Source organism: Caulobacter endophyticus, assembly GCF_029543245.1.
In the GTDB taxonomy this organism is placed as follows: Bacteria; Pseudomonadota; Alphaproteobacteria; order Caulobacterales; family Caulobacteraceae; genus Caulobacter; species Caulobacter endophyticus_A.
Map to the genome: position 1 here is coordinate 32,343 of NZ_JARQWV010000009.1, position 17,762 is coordinate 50,104.

13 protein-coding genes are annotated in these 17,762 nt (G+C 68.6%); 8 read left to right on the forward strand and 5 right to left on the reverse strand.

The genetic code is table 11. From position 1 onward, the window contains the following. The 5 genes from P7A99_RS10160 to P7A99_RS10180 all read left to right on the forward strand — a co-directional run bounded on the left by P7A99_RS10160 (position 1) and on the right by P7A99_RS10180 (position 7,448). On the forward strand, positions 1–2,094 hold the full coding sequence (locus tag P7A99_RS10160; protein ID WP_277793770.1) for a hybrid sensor histidine kinase/response regulator: 2,094 nt from the start codon (positions 1–3) through the stop codon (positions 2,092–2,094). Beyond that, the gene (gene cheB / locus P7A99_RS10165; RefSeq protein ID WP_277793771.1) at positions 2,091–3,164 is read left to right on the forward strand and encodes a chemotaxis-specific protein-glutamate methyltransferase CheB; all 1,074 of its coding nucleotides are present in this window, start codon (positions 2,091–2,093) and stop codon (positions 3,162–3,164) included. The genes P7A99_RS10160 and cheB overlap by 4 nt, the downstream gene beginning before the upstream one ends. Further along, entirely contained in the window at positions 3,161–4,798 is a 1,638-nt protein-coding gene (locus tag P7A99_RS10170; RefSeq protein ID WP_277793772.1) for a response regulator, read from the forward strand. Before cheB ends, P7A99_RS10170 begins: the two co-directional genes overlap by 4 nt. Beyond that, positions 4,795–6,609, forward strand: coding sequence for a response regulator (locus P7A99_RS10175; protein ID WP_277793773.1), 1,815 nt, complete (start codon positions 4,795–4,797; stop codon positions 6,607–6,609). Before P7A99_RS10170 ends, P7A99_RS10175 begins: the two co-directional genes overlap by 4 nt. Positions 6,610–6,785: 176 nt before the next feature. Next, the gene (locus P7A99_RS10180) at positions 6,786–7,448 is read left to right on the forward strand and encodes a M23 family metallopeptidase (protein ID WP_277793774.1); all 663 of its coding nucleotides are present in this window, start codon (positions 6,786–6,788) and stop codon (positions 7,446–7,448) included. Between the two features lie 120 nt (positions 7,449–7,568). Here P7A99_RS10180 and P7A99_RS10185 read toward each other — a convergent pair whose 3' ends face one another. Further along, positions 7,569–8,555, reverse strand: coding sequence for an isoaspartyl peptidase/L-asparaginase family protein (locus tag P7A99_RS10185; RefSeq protein ID WP_277793775.1), 987 nt, complete (start codon positions 8,553–8,555; stop codon positions 7,569–7,571). A 160-nt stretch (positions 8,556–8,715) separates the two neighbouring features. Between P7A99_RS10185 and P7A99_RS10190 the strand changes: the two genes are divergently transcribed. Both P7A99_RS10190 and P7A99_RS10195 read left to right on the forward strand, forming a co-directional pair. Continuing rightward, on the forward strand, positions 8,716–9,141 hold the full coding sequence (locus P7A99_RS10190; protein ID WP_277793776.1) for a hypothetical protein: 426 nt from the start codon (positions 8,716–8,718) through the stop codon (positions 9,139–9,141). Continuing rightward, complete coding sequence (locus tag P7A99_RS10195) at positions 9,138–9,347, forward strand: hypothetical protein (protein WP_277793777.1); 210 nt, start codon at positions 9,138–9,140, stop codon at positions 9,345–9,347. Before P7A99_RS10190 ends, P7A99_RS10195 begins: the two co-directional genes overlap by 4 nt. 56 nt (positions 9,348–9,403) lie before the next feature. On the opposite strand, the gene P7A99_RS10200 is transcribed toward P7A99_RS10195, so the two are convergent. After that, entirely contained in the window at positions 9,404–12,250 is a 2,847-nt protein-coding gene (locus P7A99_RS10200) for a TIM-barrel domain-containing protein (RefSeq protein WP_277793778.1), read from the reverse strand. Here P7A99_RS10200 and P7A99_RS10205 point away from each other — a divergent pair. Continuing rightward, positions 12,249–12,395, forward strand: coding sequence for a hypothetical protein (locus P7A99_RS10205; RefSeq protein ID WP_277793779.1), 147 nt, complete (start codon positions 12,249–12,251; stop codon positions 12,393–12,395). The two genes, P7A99_RS10200 and P7A99_RS10205, sit on opposite strands and share 2 nt — an antisense overlap. On the opposite strand, the gene P7A99_RS10210 is transcribed toward P7A99_RS10205, so the two are convergent. From P7A99_RS10210 to P7A99_RS10220, 3 genes are all read right to left on the reverse strand, one after another. Further along, on the reverse strand, positions 12,392–14,002 hold the full coding sequence (locus P7A99_RS10210) for a DUF5597 domain-containing protein (RefSeq protein ID WP_277793904.1): 1,611 nt from the start codon (positions 14,000–14,002) through the stop codon (positions 12,392–12,394). The two genes, P7A99_RS10205 and P7A99_RS10210, sit on opposite strands and share 4 nt — an antisense overlap. Before the next feature lie 236 nt (positions 14,003–14,238). After that, positions 14,239–14,487 (reverse strand): hypothetical protein, encoded by a 249-nt coding sequence (locus P7A99_RS10215; protein WP_277793780.1) that lies wholly within the window; start codon positions 14,485–14,487, stop codon positions 14,239–14,241. 150 nt (positions 14,488–14,637) lie between these two features. Further along, positions 14,638–17,364: a TonB-dependent receptor gene (locus P7A99_RS10220; RefSeq protein WP_277793781.1), complete on the reverse strand. Its 2,727-nt coding sequence runs from the start codon at positions 17,362–17,364 to the stop codon at positions 14,638–14,640. Positions 17,365–17,762: the final 398 nt, after the last annotated feature.

Sequence of the window (17,762 nt, forward strand, 5' to 3'; positions counted from 1 at the left end):
GTGCCCGACATCCGGCGACAGCTTCTGGCGGCGTTCGACCTCGAGCACCGCGAGCACCTCCAGGCGATCCGCCAGGCCATAGCGGCCGGCGGCGAGGCCGACACGCGCGAGATCTTCCGCCGGGCCCACAGCCTGAAGGGCGCGGCGCGGGCCGTCGACCTGCCCGCCGTCGAGGAGCAGGCCCACGCGCTGGAAAGCCTGTGCGCCGAGCTGATGGACGGCTCGCGCTCGCTCGACGCCGACACGGTCAGGACGCTGGAGGGCCTGCTCGACGCGGTGGAGGACGCCGCCGGCGCCGCCTACGCCCCGCCCGCGCCGAAGCCGGCCGCGACCGCCGCGCCCGTCGCCGAGGAGGCGGTGGAGTACGTGCGCATCGACGTCGAGGCGGTCTCGGGCCTGTCCCGCGCCATGCAGACTCTAGCGGGCGATGTGCTCGACCACGGGGCCATCGACGAGGACCTGCGCCGCCTGGCCGCCGACGCCCGCAAGCTGGAACGCCGCTGGCGCGATGTGCGCGGCGGCGTGGCGGCGCGCACGCGCGACGTCGAGCAAGGACTGAAGGACCTGTCGCGGGCGCTCAACGAGCTGTCGGTGCGCCGGGTGCGGGCCGGCTGGGCGCTGGACCAGGGCCTTTCGGACCTGCGCGGCCGGGTCGAGGAGATCAGCCAGGCCCCGGCCGAGACCGTGTTCGGCGGCTTCGCCACCATGGTCCGAGACATCGCCCGCGACGCCGACGTGCTGGTCGACGTGCGGGTCACGGGCCTGGACACTCGCGCCGACCGCCGGGTGCTGCAGGCCCTGAAAGACCCGGTGATGCACCTGCTGCGCAACGCCGTCAGCCACGGCCGTGAGGCGCCGCAGGCCCGCGCGGCCGCCGGCAAGCCCGAGCGCCTGACCGTGGCCATGACCGTCTCGGCCGCCTCCGGCCGGCTGCGCATCGACATCGCCGACGACGGCCCCGGCCCCGACCTCGCCCGACTGGAAGCCGCCGCCGTCGAGAAGGGCCTGATGTCGCCCCGGCCCGAGGGCGCGCCCGCCCCAACGCCCGAGGAGCTTCTGGCCCACGCCTTCGCCCCTGGCGTCTCCACCGCCCAGGGCGTCGACAAACTGGCCGGCCGCGGCATGGGCCTGTCCGTCGTCGCCGAAGCCGTGCGCAAGCTGCGCGGCGAGTTGCGCCTGACCGCCGGCCGCCCCTGGGGCGCGCGGGTGGCGCTGTCGACCCCGCTGTCGGCGGCGCGGCAATCACTGCTGTTCGTCGACATCCAGGGCCGCCAGGCCGCCCTGCCCTCGCTGGGCGTGCGCCGACTGTTGCGCCTGGACGCCACCCAGCTGGAAACGGTGGAAGGACACCCGGCGGCACGGATCGCGATCGACGGCGACGACGTTATCGTCCCCATGGTTCCGCTTTCCGCCCTGCTGTCCGGCGTCGCCGCCGAGGTTCCCGTCCACGCCGGCGCGGTGTCGGCCGTGCTGCTCAGCCACGGGCGCCGCCATGTCGCCCTGGCCGTCGACGCCCTGTGCGACGTGCGCTCGGCCCTGGTCGAGGACCTGGACGCCGACGATCTCGACGCCGACCTGATCGCCGGCGCGGTGCAGCTGGACGACCAGGCCCCCGCCCTGGCCCTCGATCCCGACGCCCTGGTGCGCCGCTGGCTGCGCGACCAGCGCCAGCTGGCCGCCAGCGGCCTGGGCTTTGCCGAAGAGGCCGAGGACGCCGACGAGACGACCCGCACCATCCTGGTGGTCGACGACTCCATCACCACCCGCACGCTGGAAAAGAGCATCCTGGAGGCCCAGGGCTATCGCGTGCTGCTGGCGGTCGACGGGCTGGACGCCCTGAACCTGCTGCGCTCGGGCCAGGCGATGATCGACCTCGTCGTGGCCGATATCGAGATGCCGCGCATGGACGGCTTCTCGCTGCTGCAGGCGGTGAAGGCCGACGCGGCCCTGGCCGCCACGCCGGTGATCCTGATGACCTCGCGCGCCGACGCCGCCGACGTGCGCCGGGGTCTCGACCTGGGCGCCGAGGCCTACATCACCAAGCAGAAGTTCGACCAGCGCGAGCTCTTGGCCGCGATCGGGCAACTGCTGTGAAGGCGTCGGGCAAGACCGTGCGGGTGATGATCGTCGAGGATTCGACGGTGGTGCGCACCCTGCTGACCCACATCGTCGAGCGCGATCCGCGCCTGACGGTCGCCGCCGCCGTCGCCTCGGCCGAGGAGGCCCTGGCCTGCATCGGCCAGGTCAGGCCCGACGTCATCTCGATGGACATCCGCCTGCCCGGCATGGACGGGCTGGAGGCCACGGCCCGGATCATGTCGGACCATCCGACGCCGATCGTCGTCATCGCCGACGCGGTCGAGGACGCCTCGCTGAAGATCTCGATGAACGCCCTGCGGGCCGGCGCCCTTACCGTGGTGGAAAAACCCGTGGGCCTGGCCACCGACGGCTACGAACGGCTGGCCGACACCATCTGCACCCAGCTCTTCATCATGAGCAGCGTGCCGGTGATCCGGCGCCGGGCCATCGGCGGCGGAGCGCGCGCCCCGCGCGAGACCGCGCCCGTCGCCACGGCCGCCGACTTCCAGGACCTCGGCTACCTGGCGCTGGCCGCCTCGACCGGCGGACCGCCGGCCCTGGCCCGGGTGCTGGACGCCCTGCCCGCCGACTTCCCCGCCCCGGTCCTGATCGTCCAGCACATGGGTGCGGCCTTCATGGAAGGTTTCGCCAGCTGGCTGGACAGCCTGTCGCCGATCCGCGTCGGCGTGGCCAGGGACGGCGAGCTGGCCCTGCCCGGCCGCGCCTATGTCGCTCCCGGCGATCGCCACCTGACGCTGACGCCCGGTGGCGTGCTGCGGCTGTCGGGCGCCGCGCCCGTCAGCGGCCAGCGGCCTTCGGCGACGGTGCTCTTCCAGTCGCTGGCCCGGTCGGTGGGCTCGCGCTCGGTGGCGGCCCTGCTGACCGGCATGGGCGAGGACGGCGCCAAGGGCCTGTCCGAACTGCGCGCCGCCGGCGGCTTCACCATCGCCGAGCACGAGAGCAGCGCCGTGGTCTACGGCATGCCCGCCGCCGCCGTGAAGCTGGGCGCGGCCCGCGCCGTGCTGGGCCTAGACCTGATCGGCCCACGCATCGCCCAGCTGGCCAAGCGCCGGGAGGACGCATGACCGCCTCCGTCCTGGTCGTCGAGGATTCCGAAACCCAGGCCCTGCGCCTGCGCGGCCTCCTGGAGGCCGAGGGCTTTTCGGTGTCGTGCGCGACCAGCGGCGAGGCGGCGCTGGAGCACCTGAACGCCCACCTGCCCGACCTGATCGTCGCCGACTTCCACCTGCCCGGAATGGACGGCCGGGAACTGTCGCGGCAGATCCGTCTGAACGGCCGCACCCGGGCCCTGCCGGTGCTGATGCTGACCGGCGCGCGCGAGAGCGACCTGGAGCGCCAGGGCCTGGAAAGCGGCGCCGACGCCTATGTCGCCAAGTCGGCCGATCCCAAGGTGGTGATCGTGCGGCTGAAGGCGCTGCTGCGCCGGGCCCGCGCCGAGACGGCCGCCCCCAAGGCCTCCGAGCCCTTCCGCCGCGCCCGGGTTCTGGTTTCTCATCCCAGCGCCACCCTGCGCCTGCGCCTTGGCCACCTGCTCGAGCACGACGGCTACGAGGTGGCGACGCTGGACCGGCTGGATCCGGATGCGATCGCCCTCGACGGCGAGCTCGACGGCGTGGTGGTGGGGGTGCGCGGCGGCGACCGCGACGACCTGGCCCTGCTGGCCGCCCTGGACGCCCGCCGCGCGCGACTGCCCGCGCCGTTCCAGCTCCTGGCCTTCGGCGGCGAGGAGACCGACCGCGACCTGCTGACCGACGCCCTCGAAGCCGGCGCCGACGACGTGGTGCCCGCCTCGGCCAACGACGAGGTGGTGCGCGCCCGGGTCCGCGCCCAGTTGCGCCGCAAGCTGATGGCCGACGAGGCCCGTCGCAGCGCCGGCCAGGCCCGCGCCCAGGAGCTTGCCCTGGCCCGCGCCGAAGCCCGCGCCGCCGTCGCCGACGACCTGGCCAGCGCCAACCGCCAGCTGAAGGACGCGCAGGGCCAGCTGGTCCAGGCCGCCAAGATGGCCTCTCTGGGCGAACTGGTCGCCGGCATCGCCCACGAGATCAACAACCCGCTTGCCTTCCTGCTGGGCCACCAGGACACCGTCGAGCGCCTGGTCGCCGCGGCCGCCGAGGAAAGCCCCACCCCCGGTCTCGACAAGGCCAAGGCCCGCTTGGCCTCGATGCGGGTGGGGATGAAGCGCATCCAGGACCTCGTGTTGAACCTGCGCAAGTTCTCGCGCCTGGACGAGGGCGACCGCCACGTGCTGGACGCCGCCGACTCCATCGAGACCGTGCTGGCCCTGCTGACCCACAAGCTGGGCGACGGCATCGAGGTGCGCCGCGACTACGCCGCCCGCAACACCCTGGAAGGCTCGCCCGCACTGCTGAACCAGGTGGTGATGAACATCGTCGGCAACGCCGCCGACGCCCTGGAAGGTCAGGGAACCATCGCCATCGCCACCCGCGACCAGGACGGCGACTTCGTCATCGTGGTCGAGGACTCCGGCCCCGGCGTACCGGCCGACCTGCGCGACCGCATCTTCGAACCGTTCTTCACCACCAAGCCCGTGGGCGCCGGCACCGGCCTTGGCCTGGCCATCGCCTACAACGTGGTGCGCGCCCACGGCGGCGCGATCGCCATCGACCAGGGCGACCTGGGCGGCGCGCGCTTCACCATCACCATCCCGCCACCTGCCACCGACGGAGAAGGCCGATGAGCGCCTCCGGGGGCGAGCGCCCGACGATCCTGGTCGTCGACGACGAGCCCGACATCCTGGTCGCCCTGGAAGACCTGCTGGAGGACCGCTACCGCGTCCTGACCAGCAATGCGCCGGGCAAGGCCCTCGACATCCTGGCCCAGGAGCCTTCGGTCGCCCTGATCCTGTCGGACCAGCGGATGCCCGGCCTGACCGGCGACCAGTTCCTGGCCGCCGCGCGATCGATCAGCGACGCCGACTCGATCCTGCTGACCGGCTACGCCGACCTTTCGGCCGTGGTCGCCGCCCTGAACCTGGGCGGCGTCAGCGGCTATGTCGCCAAGCCGTGGGAGCCCGAGGCCCTGCGCGCGGCCGTCGCCGCCGGTGTCGAGCGCACGCGCCTGCGCCGCGCCCTGCGCACCGAGCAGGCCCTGCTGCGCGGCCTCATGCACAGCATCCCGGCCGTCATCGCCTTCAAGGACGCGCAAGGCCGCGTCGTGCGCACCAACGCCTCCGCCGAGCACGCCTTCGACGACGCGCCCGAGGCGGCGCAGGCCCTGGCCGCCGGCCAGCCGGTGCAGGTGGTGACCGAAGAGGCCACCCTGGCGGGGCCGGTCTGGACCGAGCGCCAGTACGTGCCGCTGCGTGACGAGGCCGGCCACCTGCTGGTCATCGAGCGCGACATCACCGACCAGAAGATGGCCGAGATCCGCCTGCGCCAGGCCGACAAGCTGCAGGCCCTGGGCACCCTGGCCGGCGGCGTGGCGCACGACTTCAACAACCTGCTGACCGCGATCCTGGGCAGCCTGGAGCTGGCCGGCCGCCGCCTGCCCGACGCCGACAAGGTGCGGCGCTATCTCGACAACGCCAGCCTGGCCGCCCGCAAGGGCGCGGCCTTGACCCACCGTTTGCTAGGCTTCAGCCGTCAGCAGGAGAGCCAGCCCAAGGTGGTCGACGTCGCCGACACCCTGATGGGCATGGACGCCATCCTGGTGCGCACGCTCGGCGGCTCGGCCCGGATCACCTGGGACCTGCCTGAAGACCTCTGGTCGGCCCATGTCGAGCCCGACCAGCTGGAGCTGGCCGTGCTGAACCTGTCGGTCAACGCCCGCGACGCCATGCCGGACGGCGGGGAGATCACGATCAGCGCCCGAAACCTGGCCATGGCCGGCGAGACCTCGCGCCACGACCTGCCCGACGGCGACTACGTTCTGGTCACCGTGCGCGACACCGGCGAAGGCATTTCGCCCGAACTGATGGCGCGGATCTTTGAGCCGTTCTTCACCACCAAGCCCGTCGGCAAGGGCACCGGCCTTGGTCTGTCGATGGTCTACGGCTTCGCCCAGCGTTCGGGCGGGGCGATCGACATCGAGAGCCAGCCCGGCGAGGGCACGGCGGTGAACCTCTACCTGCCGCGCGGCTCGGGCGACTGCGGTCCGGGCGAGGACTGCGCGCCGGTCGAAACCGCCCTGGACAGGCAGCCCTCGCGCACCGTGCTGGTGGTCGACGATGATCCCACCGTGCGGGCGGTGACCGTGGCCATGGTCCGCGACCTCGGCCACCGGGTTATCGAGGCCGAGGACGGCGAGCAGGCCCTGCGCAAGGTGCGCGAGGCCGGCCCCGACCTGATGATCGCCGACTTCGCCATGCCCGGCATGACCGGCCTGGAACTGGCCCGGGCGGCCGAGGAGCTGTCGCCCGGTATCCGGGTCATACTGGTCACCGGCCACGCCGACGTGACGCCCGACCGCACGGACCTGTCGATGGTGCGCAAACCCTTCGAGAACAGGGAACTGGCCGACCGCATCCGCTCAGTCCTGGCCGGCGCGTAAGTCGACATTCGAACAATGTTCGATTGAATCTCAGGCTTTCAGCTTGAGCATAGACAAGCACATGCGCGTCGTCCTGACGCAGCAATCCTGCCTTTTCATCGCCTTATCTGAATGGTTAACGACGCCCGTGGCGCGCTGAACGCCCCACGACGCGAAACGATCCATAGGATGGCGACATGCATTTTCAGGCGTTGAAGAAGCTTCCTCCCCAGGCGCGGATCGCCCTGGGTCTGACGGTGCTCTTCGCGCCGATGGCGGGTCTGGCGATGGAAAACCCGCACGCGAACCGGTCGGCGCGACCGGCGGTGCAGACCCTGCTGAACAGGCTGGACGAGGCGCCGCCCCAGCCCGTGCGCATGGAGACGGTGTGGAAGGGCTCCGACGTCGACGGCGACGGCGCCCCCGACTTCGCCAATCCCACCGGCGCGGCCCCGCGCGAGCATGACGACTTCGGCGACGGCGCGTTCGGCGCCCGCCGCGACGGCGGCTCGCGCAAGCACGAGGGCGTCGACTACGTCGCCGTGGCCGGCCAGGCCGCCAAGGCCCCGATGTCGGGCTATGTCACCAAGATCGGCTACGCCTACGCCGACGCGCCGGACCTGCGCTTCGTCGAGATCACCAACCCGGCCCTCGGCTACGTGGCCCGCGCCTTCTATGTCGATCCGGACGTCGAGGTCGGCCAGACCATCCGCCTGGGCCAGGTGATCGGCAAGGTCGCCAGCTTGCAGAAGCACTATCCGGGCATCACCGACCACGTGCACCTGGAAGTCATCAAGCCCGGCGGCCGGCGGATCAACGCCGCGGCCCTGATCCAGCCGAAGCTGGTGGTTGCGGCGTAAGAACCCTCTCCCCGAAGGGGGAGGTGGCCGCGAAGCGGTGGAGGGGGGAGTTGCGATCGAGGTGGAGCTCTCTTCCCCCTCCGTCGCCTTCGGCGACACCTTCCCCTTCATGGAGAGGGTCTATTTCCCCTCGTCCGCGTAGATCGCCGTACCCCGACCCTTCGCCGTGGCCCAGCCGCGGTACATGCCCGAGCTGTTCATCGGGAAGGCGACGTCGCCCTTGGCGTTCATGGTGATCATGCCGCCGTCGCCACCGATGTCGCCGATGGCCTTGATGGTGGCGTCGCCGGCGGTCTTGAGGTCCTCGCCCTTCCAGGCGATGCGGGCGCAGACCTGGTGGGCGGCGCTGGTGCGGATGAAGTATTCGCCCGAGCCCGTGGCCGAGACCGCGCAGACGCCGTCCTGGGCATAGGTTCCCGCGCCGATGATGGGGCTGTCGCCGATGCGCCCCCATTTCTTGCCGACCATGCCGCCGGTCGAGGTGGCGGCCGCCAGGTGACCCTTGGCGTCGATCGCCACGGCGCCGACCGTGCCGTAGAGGTGGGTCGGGTCCAGCGCCGCCTTCTGCTTGGCGCGCCAGGCCTCCAGCTGCTTCCAACGCTCCTCGGTGCGGAAGTAGCTGGGATCGACCTGCTCCAGCCCCTGCTCGAGCGAGAACTTGTCGGCGCCCTCGCGAGCCAGCATCACGTGCGGCGACTTTTCCATCACCGTCCGCGCCAGGCTGATCGGGTGCTTGGTGCGGGTCACCCCCGCCACCGCGCCGGCCTTGAGGGTGGCGCCGTCCATGATCGAGGCGTCCAGCTCGTTCTTGCCATCGGCGGTGAAGACCGCGCCGCGGCCTGCGTTGAACAGCGGATTGTCCTCCAGCACCTTCACCGCCGCCTCGACGGCGTCGAGGCTGGAACCGCCCTTGTCCAGCACGGCCGAGCCGGCCTTCAGCGCTTCGTCGAGACCGGCGCGGTAGGCCGCGTCCTTTTCCGGCGTCAGGCTGCCGCGGTTGATCACGCCCGCCCCGCCGTGGATGGCCAGCGACCAGTCGCCGGCGAAGGCGGCCGGCGCGGCGGTCAGCGAGGCCGCGAGCGCGGCGGCGGCGATGATCTTGGACATGCGACTCTCCGGGGGATCTCGCCGCGATAAGAGCATCTTCGCGGCGGCGTTTCACTGGCGCTTAAGGCGAAGCTCGCTCTAAGGTCGCGTCATGCTTGGAAACGAGGTTCACCGCATCGGCCCCTCCCCATCTGCGCGCCGGGTGAGCTGGTGGGCGGCGGTGAGCGCGATCGCCATCGCCTTGTGGACCGGGTTCTGGCCCTATCCCTATCCGCTGGCCATCGCCGCCAGCGCCCTGGCGCCGTGGGCGGGCGTGCTGATCGTCAGGCGCTTTCCTGAGCTGTCCCTGTTCGGCGGCGAGCGCGACGACGGGGCCGAGGAGCTTGGCATGCTCTGGGCCTCGCCCAGCCTGGCCCTGGCCTTTCGCGCTTTCGACCATGCCTTCTGCGACGCCTGGCTGACGGCCGCCCCCGCGATCCTGCCCGGCGCGGCCCTCTGGATCGCAATGATGGCGGCCGACACCCAGCACCGCAGCCGGGGAACCATGGTCTGCGCGGCCGTCTTCGCCTGGGCGTGGGGCTGGGGGTTGCTGACCTACGCCGACGTCACCCTGGCCGGCCGCGCTACGAGTTCGTCGCCGGGGTGATCGACGACATCGGCGCCACCGCCCGCGACGAGCCGACCTTCGACGTGACCGCCACGGTGGCCGGACGGCGCCGCACCTTCGAGGGCCTGGTCGTCTCCGAAGCGATCTATGCCTCGCATCCCAGCGGCGGCCCGATCTGCCTGGAAGTGCATCGCGGCCTGCTGGGCGCGCGCTACGTCTACGCCGTGGCCTGCCCGGGGCTCTGAACGACGAAAGGCCCGGCGTCGCCGCCGGGCCCTCGCTGGACTATGGGGATCGCCCCCTACTTCCGGGTCAGCGCAACCGGCTGGCCGTCGTACTCCACCGTCAGATCGGCGGCGGCGTCGAAGTCGGTCGGCCTGGCGCCCTTGCCGATGAAGCGGACCTTGAAGGTGCGCTTTTCGACCATGCCCTTGAAGCTGCCCGAGCGGGCGCCGATGGTCACCCTACCGGTGGCGTCGTCATAGGAGATCGGCGTGCGGGCCCAGGCGCCGCGGGCGTAGCCGTTGGACAGGCCGTCGTCTTCATAGAGCTCGTACTTGCCGTCCTTGCCGGTGAACACCAGCAGGGTGATCGGCGCGTCGGGCTTCTCGCCGACATACTGCTGGACGACCGTGGTCGGCACGATGGCGCCGGCCTTCACGAACAACGGCATGCGGGCCAGCGGCGCGTCGGCCTTGACCGTCTGGCCGCCCTTGAAGGCCTTGCCGGTCTCGAAGTCGTACCAGGTTCCCGCCGGCAGGTAGACGCCGCGCGAGCGGGCCTTGAAGGCGGTGACCGGCGCGACCAGGAAGTCCTGGCCGAACAGGTACTGGTCGTCGACGTTCCGGGCCTTGGCGTCGTTGGGATAGTCCATCACCAGGCCGCGCATCATGCTGCCGTCGCGGTGATAGGTGTCGGCGGCCAGGGTGTAGACATAGGGCATCAGCCGGTAGCGAAGCTCGTCGTACCAGGCCAGCGACTTGTAGATGTCGCTGCCCTCGTCGGCCAGTTCGTAGATCTCCCGGAACGGCAGCTCGCCGTGGCTGCGGAACAGCGGGCTGAAGGCGCCGAACTGGAACCAGCGCAGGTTCAGCTCCTGCCACTCGGCCCAGTGGGCGGGATCCTTGGTCTCATAGCGCTTCTCGACCGAGAAGCCGCCGATGTCCGTCGTCCAGTTGGGAATGCCCGACATCGACAGGTTCACGCCGGCCGAGATCTGGTCGCGGAAGTCGTCCCAGCGGGCCACGACGTCGCCGCTCCACACCGCCGAGGCGTTGCGTTGCAAGCCGCCGAAGCCCGAGCGGGTCAGGATGAACGGGCGGACGTCGGGGTTGTCCTTGATCTCGCCCTCATAGACGCCGCGGGTGTGCTCCAGGGCGTAGCTGTTGAAGTATTCCGCGCCCGGGCCGAGCGCCGTGGGGCTCATGCGCAGGGTGCGCTCGGGCACGTCGACGTTGGAGTGCAGGTCGGGCTCGGAGGCGTCCATCCACCAGGCGTCGACGCCGTAGACCTTCAGGTCGCGCTTGACCTGCTTCCAGTAGATGTCGCGGGCTTCCTGGCTATAGGGGTCGTAGAACGAGTTCAGGTAGCCGGGACCCACCCAGTCAAGCGCGCCCCGCTCGATGTTGCGCTTGTACATGTGGCCCTTGGCGTCCAGCTCCTTGAAATTATCCGTGGTCGGATAGAACTTCGGCCAGATCGAGATCATGAAGTGGGCGTTCATCCCGTGGATGTCGTCGACCATCTTCTGCGGGCTGGGGAAGCGCGTTTCGTCGAACTTGTGGGTGCCCCACTCGGGATCTTTCCAGTAGCGCCAGTCCATGACGATGTTGTCGAGCGGCAGGCCGCGTTTGCGGTACTCCTTCACCACGCCGACGATCTGGTCTTGCGTCTCGTAGCGCTGGCGCGACTGCCAGAAGCCATAGACCCAGCGCGGCATCATCACCGCCGAACCGGTCAGGTCGCGATAGCCCGACACCACCTGATCCAGGTCGTCGCCGCCGATGTAGTAGTAGTCGATGGCCTTGCCGACTTCCGAGGTCAACTGCAGCGAATGGCGGTCGAGAGCCGGCATCGGGTCGTTGTGCAGCAGGCCGATATAGCCGTCGTCGGGCGTCCACTCGACGCGCACCTTGTGCTTCTTGCCCGGCGTCAGCTTGGCGTCGAAGTTGTGGTACCAGGGGTTCCAGTTCTGCCGCCAGCGGTCGATCACCAGTTGGCCGTCCAGCCACACCTTGGCGTAGCCGCTGGAATAGAGCTTGAAGTTGTGCTCGCCGGCCTTGTCGGTCTGGACGAAGCCCTCCCAGGTCACGGTCTGGCCCGGCAGGTTCTTCTTGGCGGCGTCCTGCAGCTCGGCCGGCCAGTTCGGCAGGTCCTTCAGGAAGCGGTAGTCGATGTCCTTTTCGACCCGCGTCACCTTCAGCTGGCCGTTCTGGTAGTATTTGGCCGTGAAGCCGCCGGCCTTGCCGTCGGCGTCGAAGATCTTCAGGTCGCGCGAGGCGACGTCATAGGGGATCGGGTTGCCGAAGCGGGTGATCGAGTTGTTGTCCCACAGCAGGCCGTAGCCCCTGGACGACAGCAGCATCGGCACGGCGATGGCGCGGTTGTACTGCAGCAGTTCGACGTCGCGGCCATTGTAGTTCATCTGGCCGTTCTGGTGCTGGCCCAGGCCATAGAAGGCCTCGTCCGTACCCGGATTGAACTGCTGGCGAACGCTGTAGAAGTCCTGCCCCTCGACCTTTACCGGCGTGAAGGCGCCGCGATCGCGCTCGGCCAGCACCTTGGCGCCCTTGGCGTCGAGGAAGTCGACCGTGCCGTCCTTCAGCGAAACCTGGGCCGTGGCCTTGGCCGTCTTCAGCGTCAGCACCCCGCCCTTCTCGTCGACCGTGAAGCCGCCGGTCACCGGCTTGGCCGTGACCATCAGGCTGGGCGGCGCATCGAAGGTGTCGGTCGGCGAGGCCGTGACGTGGATGATGCGCTCGCCCATCACCTGCAGCCGCACCTTCTTGGCCGGACCCGAGGCGGGGGTCACCACCACGCCGTCGGCGGTCTTCTCGAAGCCGCCGTCGAGGGCGAAGGCGCTGGTCGTGGCCAGCAGGGCCAGGGCGAGGCCGGCAGCCAGGCCGCGCCCTCGATAGATGCTGCGCATGTCGTTCTTCTTCCCTGTTCTCGTTGTTCTGTTTGGGGCGAAAACCTCGCCCTTCGACAAGCTCAGGGTGAGGTTTTCAAATGCCGGCCGCACCATGATCCTCATCCTGAGCTTGTCGAAGGACGAGGATCACGCACCGGCCTAGTAGGTCGCCAGCTTCACCTTCAGGATCTGGGGCAAGGTGGTCAGGTTCAGCCCGTAGTCGACCTGGTCGCCGTTCCACACGCGGTCGAACACCCACTGGCCCTTGTCGTCGAAGTGCCCTTCCTCGACCCGCGAGACCATGAACCGCTCGCCCTTGGCCGAACCGAAGGTCAGGCGGGCGCGGTAGCCGGTGATCAGGAACTCGTCGGGCGACAGCTGGGCGATCAGGGCACCGGCGTCGGGGATCTCGCGGTCGGGCTGCTTCTCGGCCTTGGCCATCCACGGGGCCTCGATCGAGCCGAACTGCCACTCGCCATAGGTTACGCGCACGTTCCAGCGGCCGCCCAGGTCGATGGTCTCGGGCTTGCCGCCCTCCTGCTCGCCCACGCCCCAGACCTTGCCCTCGTAGGACAGGCGGGCCCACTCGCGGGCCATCGGGGCCAGCAGTCGGTAGTGGACGGCGAAGTTCTCGATCGCCTTGGCGTCGATCGTCTTGGCGCCCAGCGGGTAGTTCGAATAGCCGGTGTAGTCGATGCCGAACGGGGCGAAGCCGATGCCCTGGTGGCCCAGCACGTCATAGATGTAGCGGGCATAGGCCTTGTCGCTGCCGATCTCCGGCACGAACAGGGCGTTGTCGGGACGGCCGTACTGCTCAAGCGTCTTACGAACCTTCTCGCTCTCGCGCATGTAGATGTCTGGCGCCAGCGCGTCGATCGACGGCGCGGCGGCCTTCCAGACGTCGAGCACGTTCCAGGTCGGGCCGCCCGACGAGTAGGTGAACGGGTCCTGGTCGTTGAAGGGGTCGCGCAGGGCGGCGTTGACGTACATCGGCAGCGGCAGCACCTGCTTGCCGGCGGCGGCGATCTCGTCGACATAGCGGCCGATCGACCAGGCGTAGAAGAACTCGTCGGCGTCCTTGCCGAACACTTCCTTCCAGGTCCCCGGCTTCTTGTTCATCGCCTTGACCAGATCTTTCGGGACCTGGCCGTCGAAGATCTTCTGGGCGGTCGGCGAGAAGTCGCGGATGGCGCTGTAGGCCCCGACCTCGTTCTCGGGCTGGACCATGATCACGGTGTGGTCCGGATCGTTGGCCTTGATGAAGCGCATCAGCTCGACGAAGGCCTTCTTGTCGGCCTCCAGGGTCGCGCGGAAGTGCGGCGACAGCGAGTTCTTGACCTCCCCCTTGCCGTTGATCAGGCGCGGGAAGCGCTTGTTGTCGAGCTTGACCCACTCCGGAGCGTACTGCGGGCCGTTGTTCTTCCAGGTGGCGAACCACAGGATGACCAGCTTGGTGTCGTTCTCGCGCGCCTGCTTGAGCAGCAGGTCGAGATAGGAAAAGTCGAACTCGCCCTCGACCGGCTCGATCTGCTCCCAGGCGATCGGGATCTCCAGGGTGTTGGCGTGCAGGGCCTTCACCGCCGGCCACACCTTGGGCATCTGCGAGGGATAGTTGGCGGCGTTGTTGGCCTGGACGCCCAGCATCAGGAACGGCTTGCCGTCGACCAGCAGGGCGTGCTTGCCGTCCTTGGTCACCAGCTTGGGCAGCGGGACTTGCGCGAAGGACGGCGCGGCGACGGCCAGGCTGAGGATCGCGCCGAGGGCGGCCATGCCGTGCCTGCCCCACTTGGGCTTGTGGGAAAACGTCACGCGGGGAACCTCCATGCTGGCGAGCCGGTCTGGAAACCTATGCCTGCATCGATCGCCCGCGGCGGAAAGTAAGCGCTGTCAATCGGGATGGACATCCCTCGCCTCCTCCCGTTCCGGCGGCCGCGCGAGAGACTTAAGCCCCGCCAACTCGTTACCGCTACCATTCTTATAAATACGACAATTAGCGGAGGCGGCCGTTATTGCAACCGGTTTTCACCGGCCTTTCGACCGGGCGGCGCACCGAGCAACTCTTTGTAACGATGGGATAAAGGCAAAAAAAATCCGCGCATCGCCGCAGGAGCGATGCGCGGGGAAAAGAAACGCGCGGCTTCGGGGAGAAGAGCCCGCGCGATGCGCTGACGACCGAAGGTCACCAGGACGAAAAGCGATCCGAGATCGCAATCCGCCGATGAACGATACGTATAATCATACAAATGAAGAGGCAACCCTTTTTGTCCGCCTCGCGGCTATTCCGGCAAAGAAAAAGCCGCGGATCGCCAACGCGGTCCGCGGCTGCAGTGAAGACGCGAGTTCGGGGAGGAACCTCGCGGTGACAGGCCCACCCTCCCCCGAAGGAAAGAGCGGGCGCCGCCGGATCAGAAGTCGACGCGCAAGGTCGCCGAGACGCGACGATCGACCAGGATGCTGTCGCGCGGACGCGTTTCCTTGCCGAAGAACGTATCGCGCTGGGTGTCCGTCAGGTTCACGCCTTCGATGGTGAAGGCCATGTGGTCATTGATGTCGTAGGTCGCCGAGGCGTCCAGCTGGCCGAAGGCCTTGCTGTAGACCGGAAGGTTGCCCGTGCCGTTGCCCGAGGTGGTGCGAACGAAGTCGTCACGCCAGTTGTAGGCCAGGCGGAACGAGATCGGGCCCTTCTCGTAGATGCCGACCACGTTGTAGCTGTGCTTGGACAGCCCTTCGAGCGGCACGTTCGGCAGGTCCACGCCCGAGGTGTCGCGCGCCGTGGGGTTCGGCGCCGAGCTGTCGACGTAGGTGTAGTTGGCCTGGACGCCCAGGCCCGACCACAGGCCCGGCAGGAAGTCGAAGAACTGGTTGTAGCCGACTTCGAAGCCCTTGATCTTGCCGTCGTCGCCGTTTTCCGGACGCGTGATGTCGAACAGGGCGGTGCGGCCGTCCGGGAAGCTGATCGGCACGTCGCTGCGGGTGACGTTGTAGATGAAGCCGTCGACCTTCTTGTAGAAGGCAGCGGCGTACAGCATGCCGGTCTTGTTGAAGTACCACTCCAGCGAGGCGTCGAACTGGTCGGCCTCGAGCGGACGCAGGTTCGGGTTGCCGAAGGTCACCGTGTTGCGGCCCTGCTGGGTGCTGCCCGGCTGGCCGATGTTGGCGTTGGCGTTCAGCTGGTTGAAGGTCGGACGCGACAGGCCCTTCGAGGCGGCCAGGCGCAGCTGCAGGTCTTCCTTCAGGTGGATCCGCAGGTTCAGGCTTGGCAGCGCCTTGGTGTAGGACTGCGCGACCTCGACCGGCGAATAGATGGTCGTGCCCGAGGTCTCGCCCGGCTGGCCGTAGTTGACGATCGGCGTGATGCCTTCGAAGCCCGCCGAGGTCACGTTGGTGCGGACCACGCGCAGGCCGACATTGCCGTCGACCGGGAACTGGCCGGCGTCGAAGCCGAAGCGGGCCACGCCGTACATGGCGTAGGTCTTCTCGCCTTGGGTGTTGGTGTCGGCCGGGCCGTAGCCCACACCTTCCGACAGACCCAGGGCGTTGAGTGTCGCGCGGTAGTCGAGCGCGATCGAGCGCTTGAACGCCACCGTCGGGCCGAACGAGTCGACCTTGTCACGGAAGAAGTTGTCGAACTGGTTGACCTCGTAGAGGTTCGGATAGTTCGACAGCGGGCTGAAGAAGCCCACGAAGCGATAGGTGCTCGAGCGGGTCACCGCCTCACGGTCGGTGTAGCGCACGCCGACCTTGATCGAGCGCAGAATGCCCGCGTCGGCCGGCTTGTACTCGGCGTCGGCGCGCCAGGCCTTCTCGGTGCCCACCGACTTGTCGATGTGGTCGAGATAGTAGCCCAGATTGAAGTTCGACGGGTTGCTGGCGTAGCCGCTCGGGCCGGTGGTGATCACCGGGATGTCGCCCGAGATGTCGTGGTTGAACACCGGGATCGTGGCGCCGACGTTGACGATCGAGCGCACCGAGTCGGTGATCGCGCGGACGTACTGGAAGTCGGTGCTCAGCGTCAGATCGTCGGTCGCGTCCCACTTGCCGCCGATCGAGTAGTCGGTGGTGACCGAGTGGCGCTGGGTGAAGCTGGTGTTGGAGTCGTACGGCACATTGGCGAACGAGCCGCTGATGAACTCGCCGTTCTCATCGAACTTGAAGGTGCTGCCGGCGACCGGAAGGATCGAGTTGGAGCCGGTGTAAGCGAACACCGAATAGTCCTGCCATTCGAACTTGTAGTCCGAGTGCACGACCTGGCCGTAGATCTCGGTGCGGTCGTTCGGACGCCATTGCAGGCCCAGCACGCCGCCCTTGCGGGTGCGGTCGCCCAGGGTGGTGTTGACGCCGGCGCCGTGCGGCACGGTGACGGTCTTGCCCTCGTAGCCCGGGTAGTTGACGTAGTTCGCGTCGCCCGGCTTCAGGGTGTAGAACGGCTCGGTCGAGATGGTGTCCTGACGGAACGCGCCCTTCTGATAGGCGATGTTGGCCAGCACGCCGATCTCGCCGAAGCGCGTGTCCCAGCGGTCGCTGACCAGCAGCGAGGCCGAGGGCTTGGTCTTCTCGACGAAGTCGTAGGTGTTGGACGTGATGCTGGCCGAAAGCTTGCGACCCGAGAAGTCGAACGGCATGCGGGTGCGCAGGTTCACCAGGCCGCCGATGCCGCCTTCGATGAGGTCGGCCGCCGGGTTCTTGTAGACGTCGACGCCGGCCAGCACTTCCGAAGGCACGTCCTCGAAGCTCAGGCCGCGGCCTTCGCCGGCGGTGAAGCTGTCACGGCCGTTGATCTCGGTGCGCACCTGGGTCAGGCCGCGGATGGCGATGTTGGCGCCTTCACCGTAGTTGCGGTCGATCTGGATGCCGGGGATGCGCTGCAGCGCCTCGGCGACGTTGCGGTCGGGCAGCTTGCCGATGTCGGTGGCGACGATCGAGTCGACGATCTGGCTGGCGTCGCGCTTCATGGCCTGGGCCGAGCGCAGGCTGGCGCGCACGCCGGTGACGACGACTTCTTCGACAGCGGTGTCAGACTGAGCCGTATCGGCGGGCGCTTCTTGCGCGAAGGCCGGAACGGCGAAAGCGGCCAGGACAACGGCCGAAACGCCGGCCAGCTGCGCACGGCGCGTGAAATTGGGGTGCCTCATGCTTCCCTTCCCTGATCGTCGCCCCGGCGCTCTCGCGACGCAGTGGACGTTTTGTGGAACTTGATTGCCGAAACGGGACAGCGCTGTCTTTTTGCCGTCACGTGGGGATGGGTGACCTATATGATACCGGTAACTCGCAAGCAAGCGATCAAAGGATTAATGTGATTAATAGCGGCACGGTGGCGCCAAAAGCACAGGACCGTCCTACGCGAGAGTCCTCGCCAGCACATCCGAACGCGGACGTCGGCGTTTGCGCGCCTTGCTATTATACTATAAATGCGTCGTCGTCGGCTGGATCGTCGGCGACGCTTCAGGAACGGCCATGCAACTCGGGATCGAAGGCGGACACCGCTTAGGCGGCGACGCGAAACCAGACCTTTCCCAAGCCTTCCGGAGCC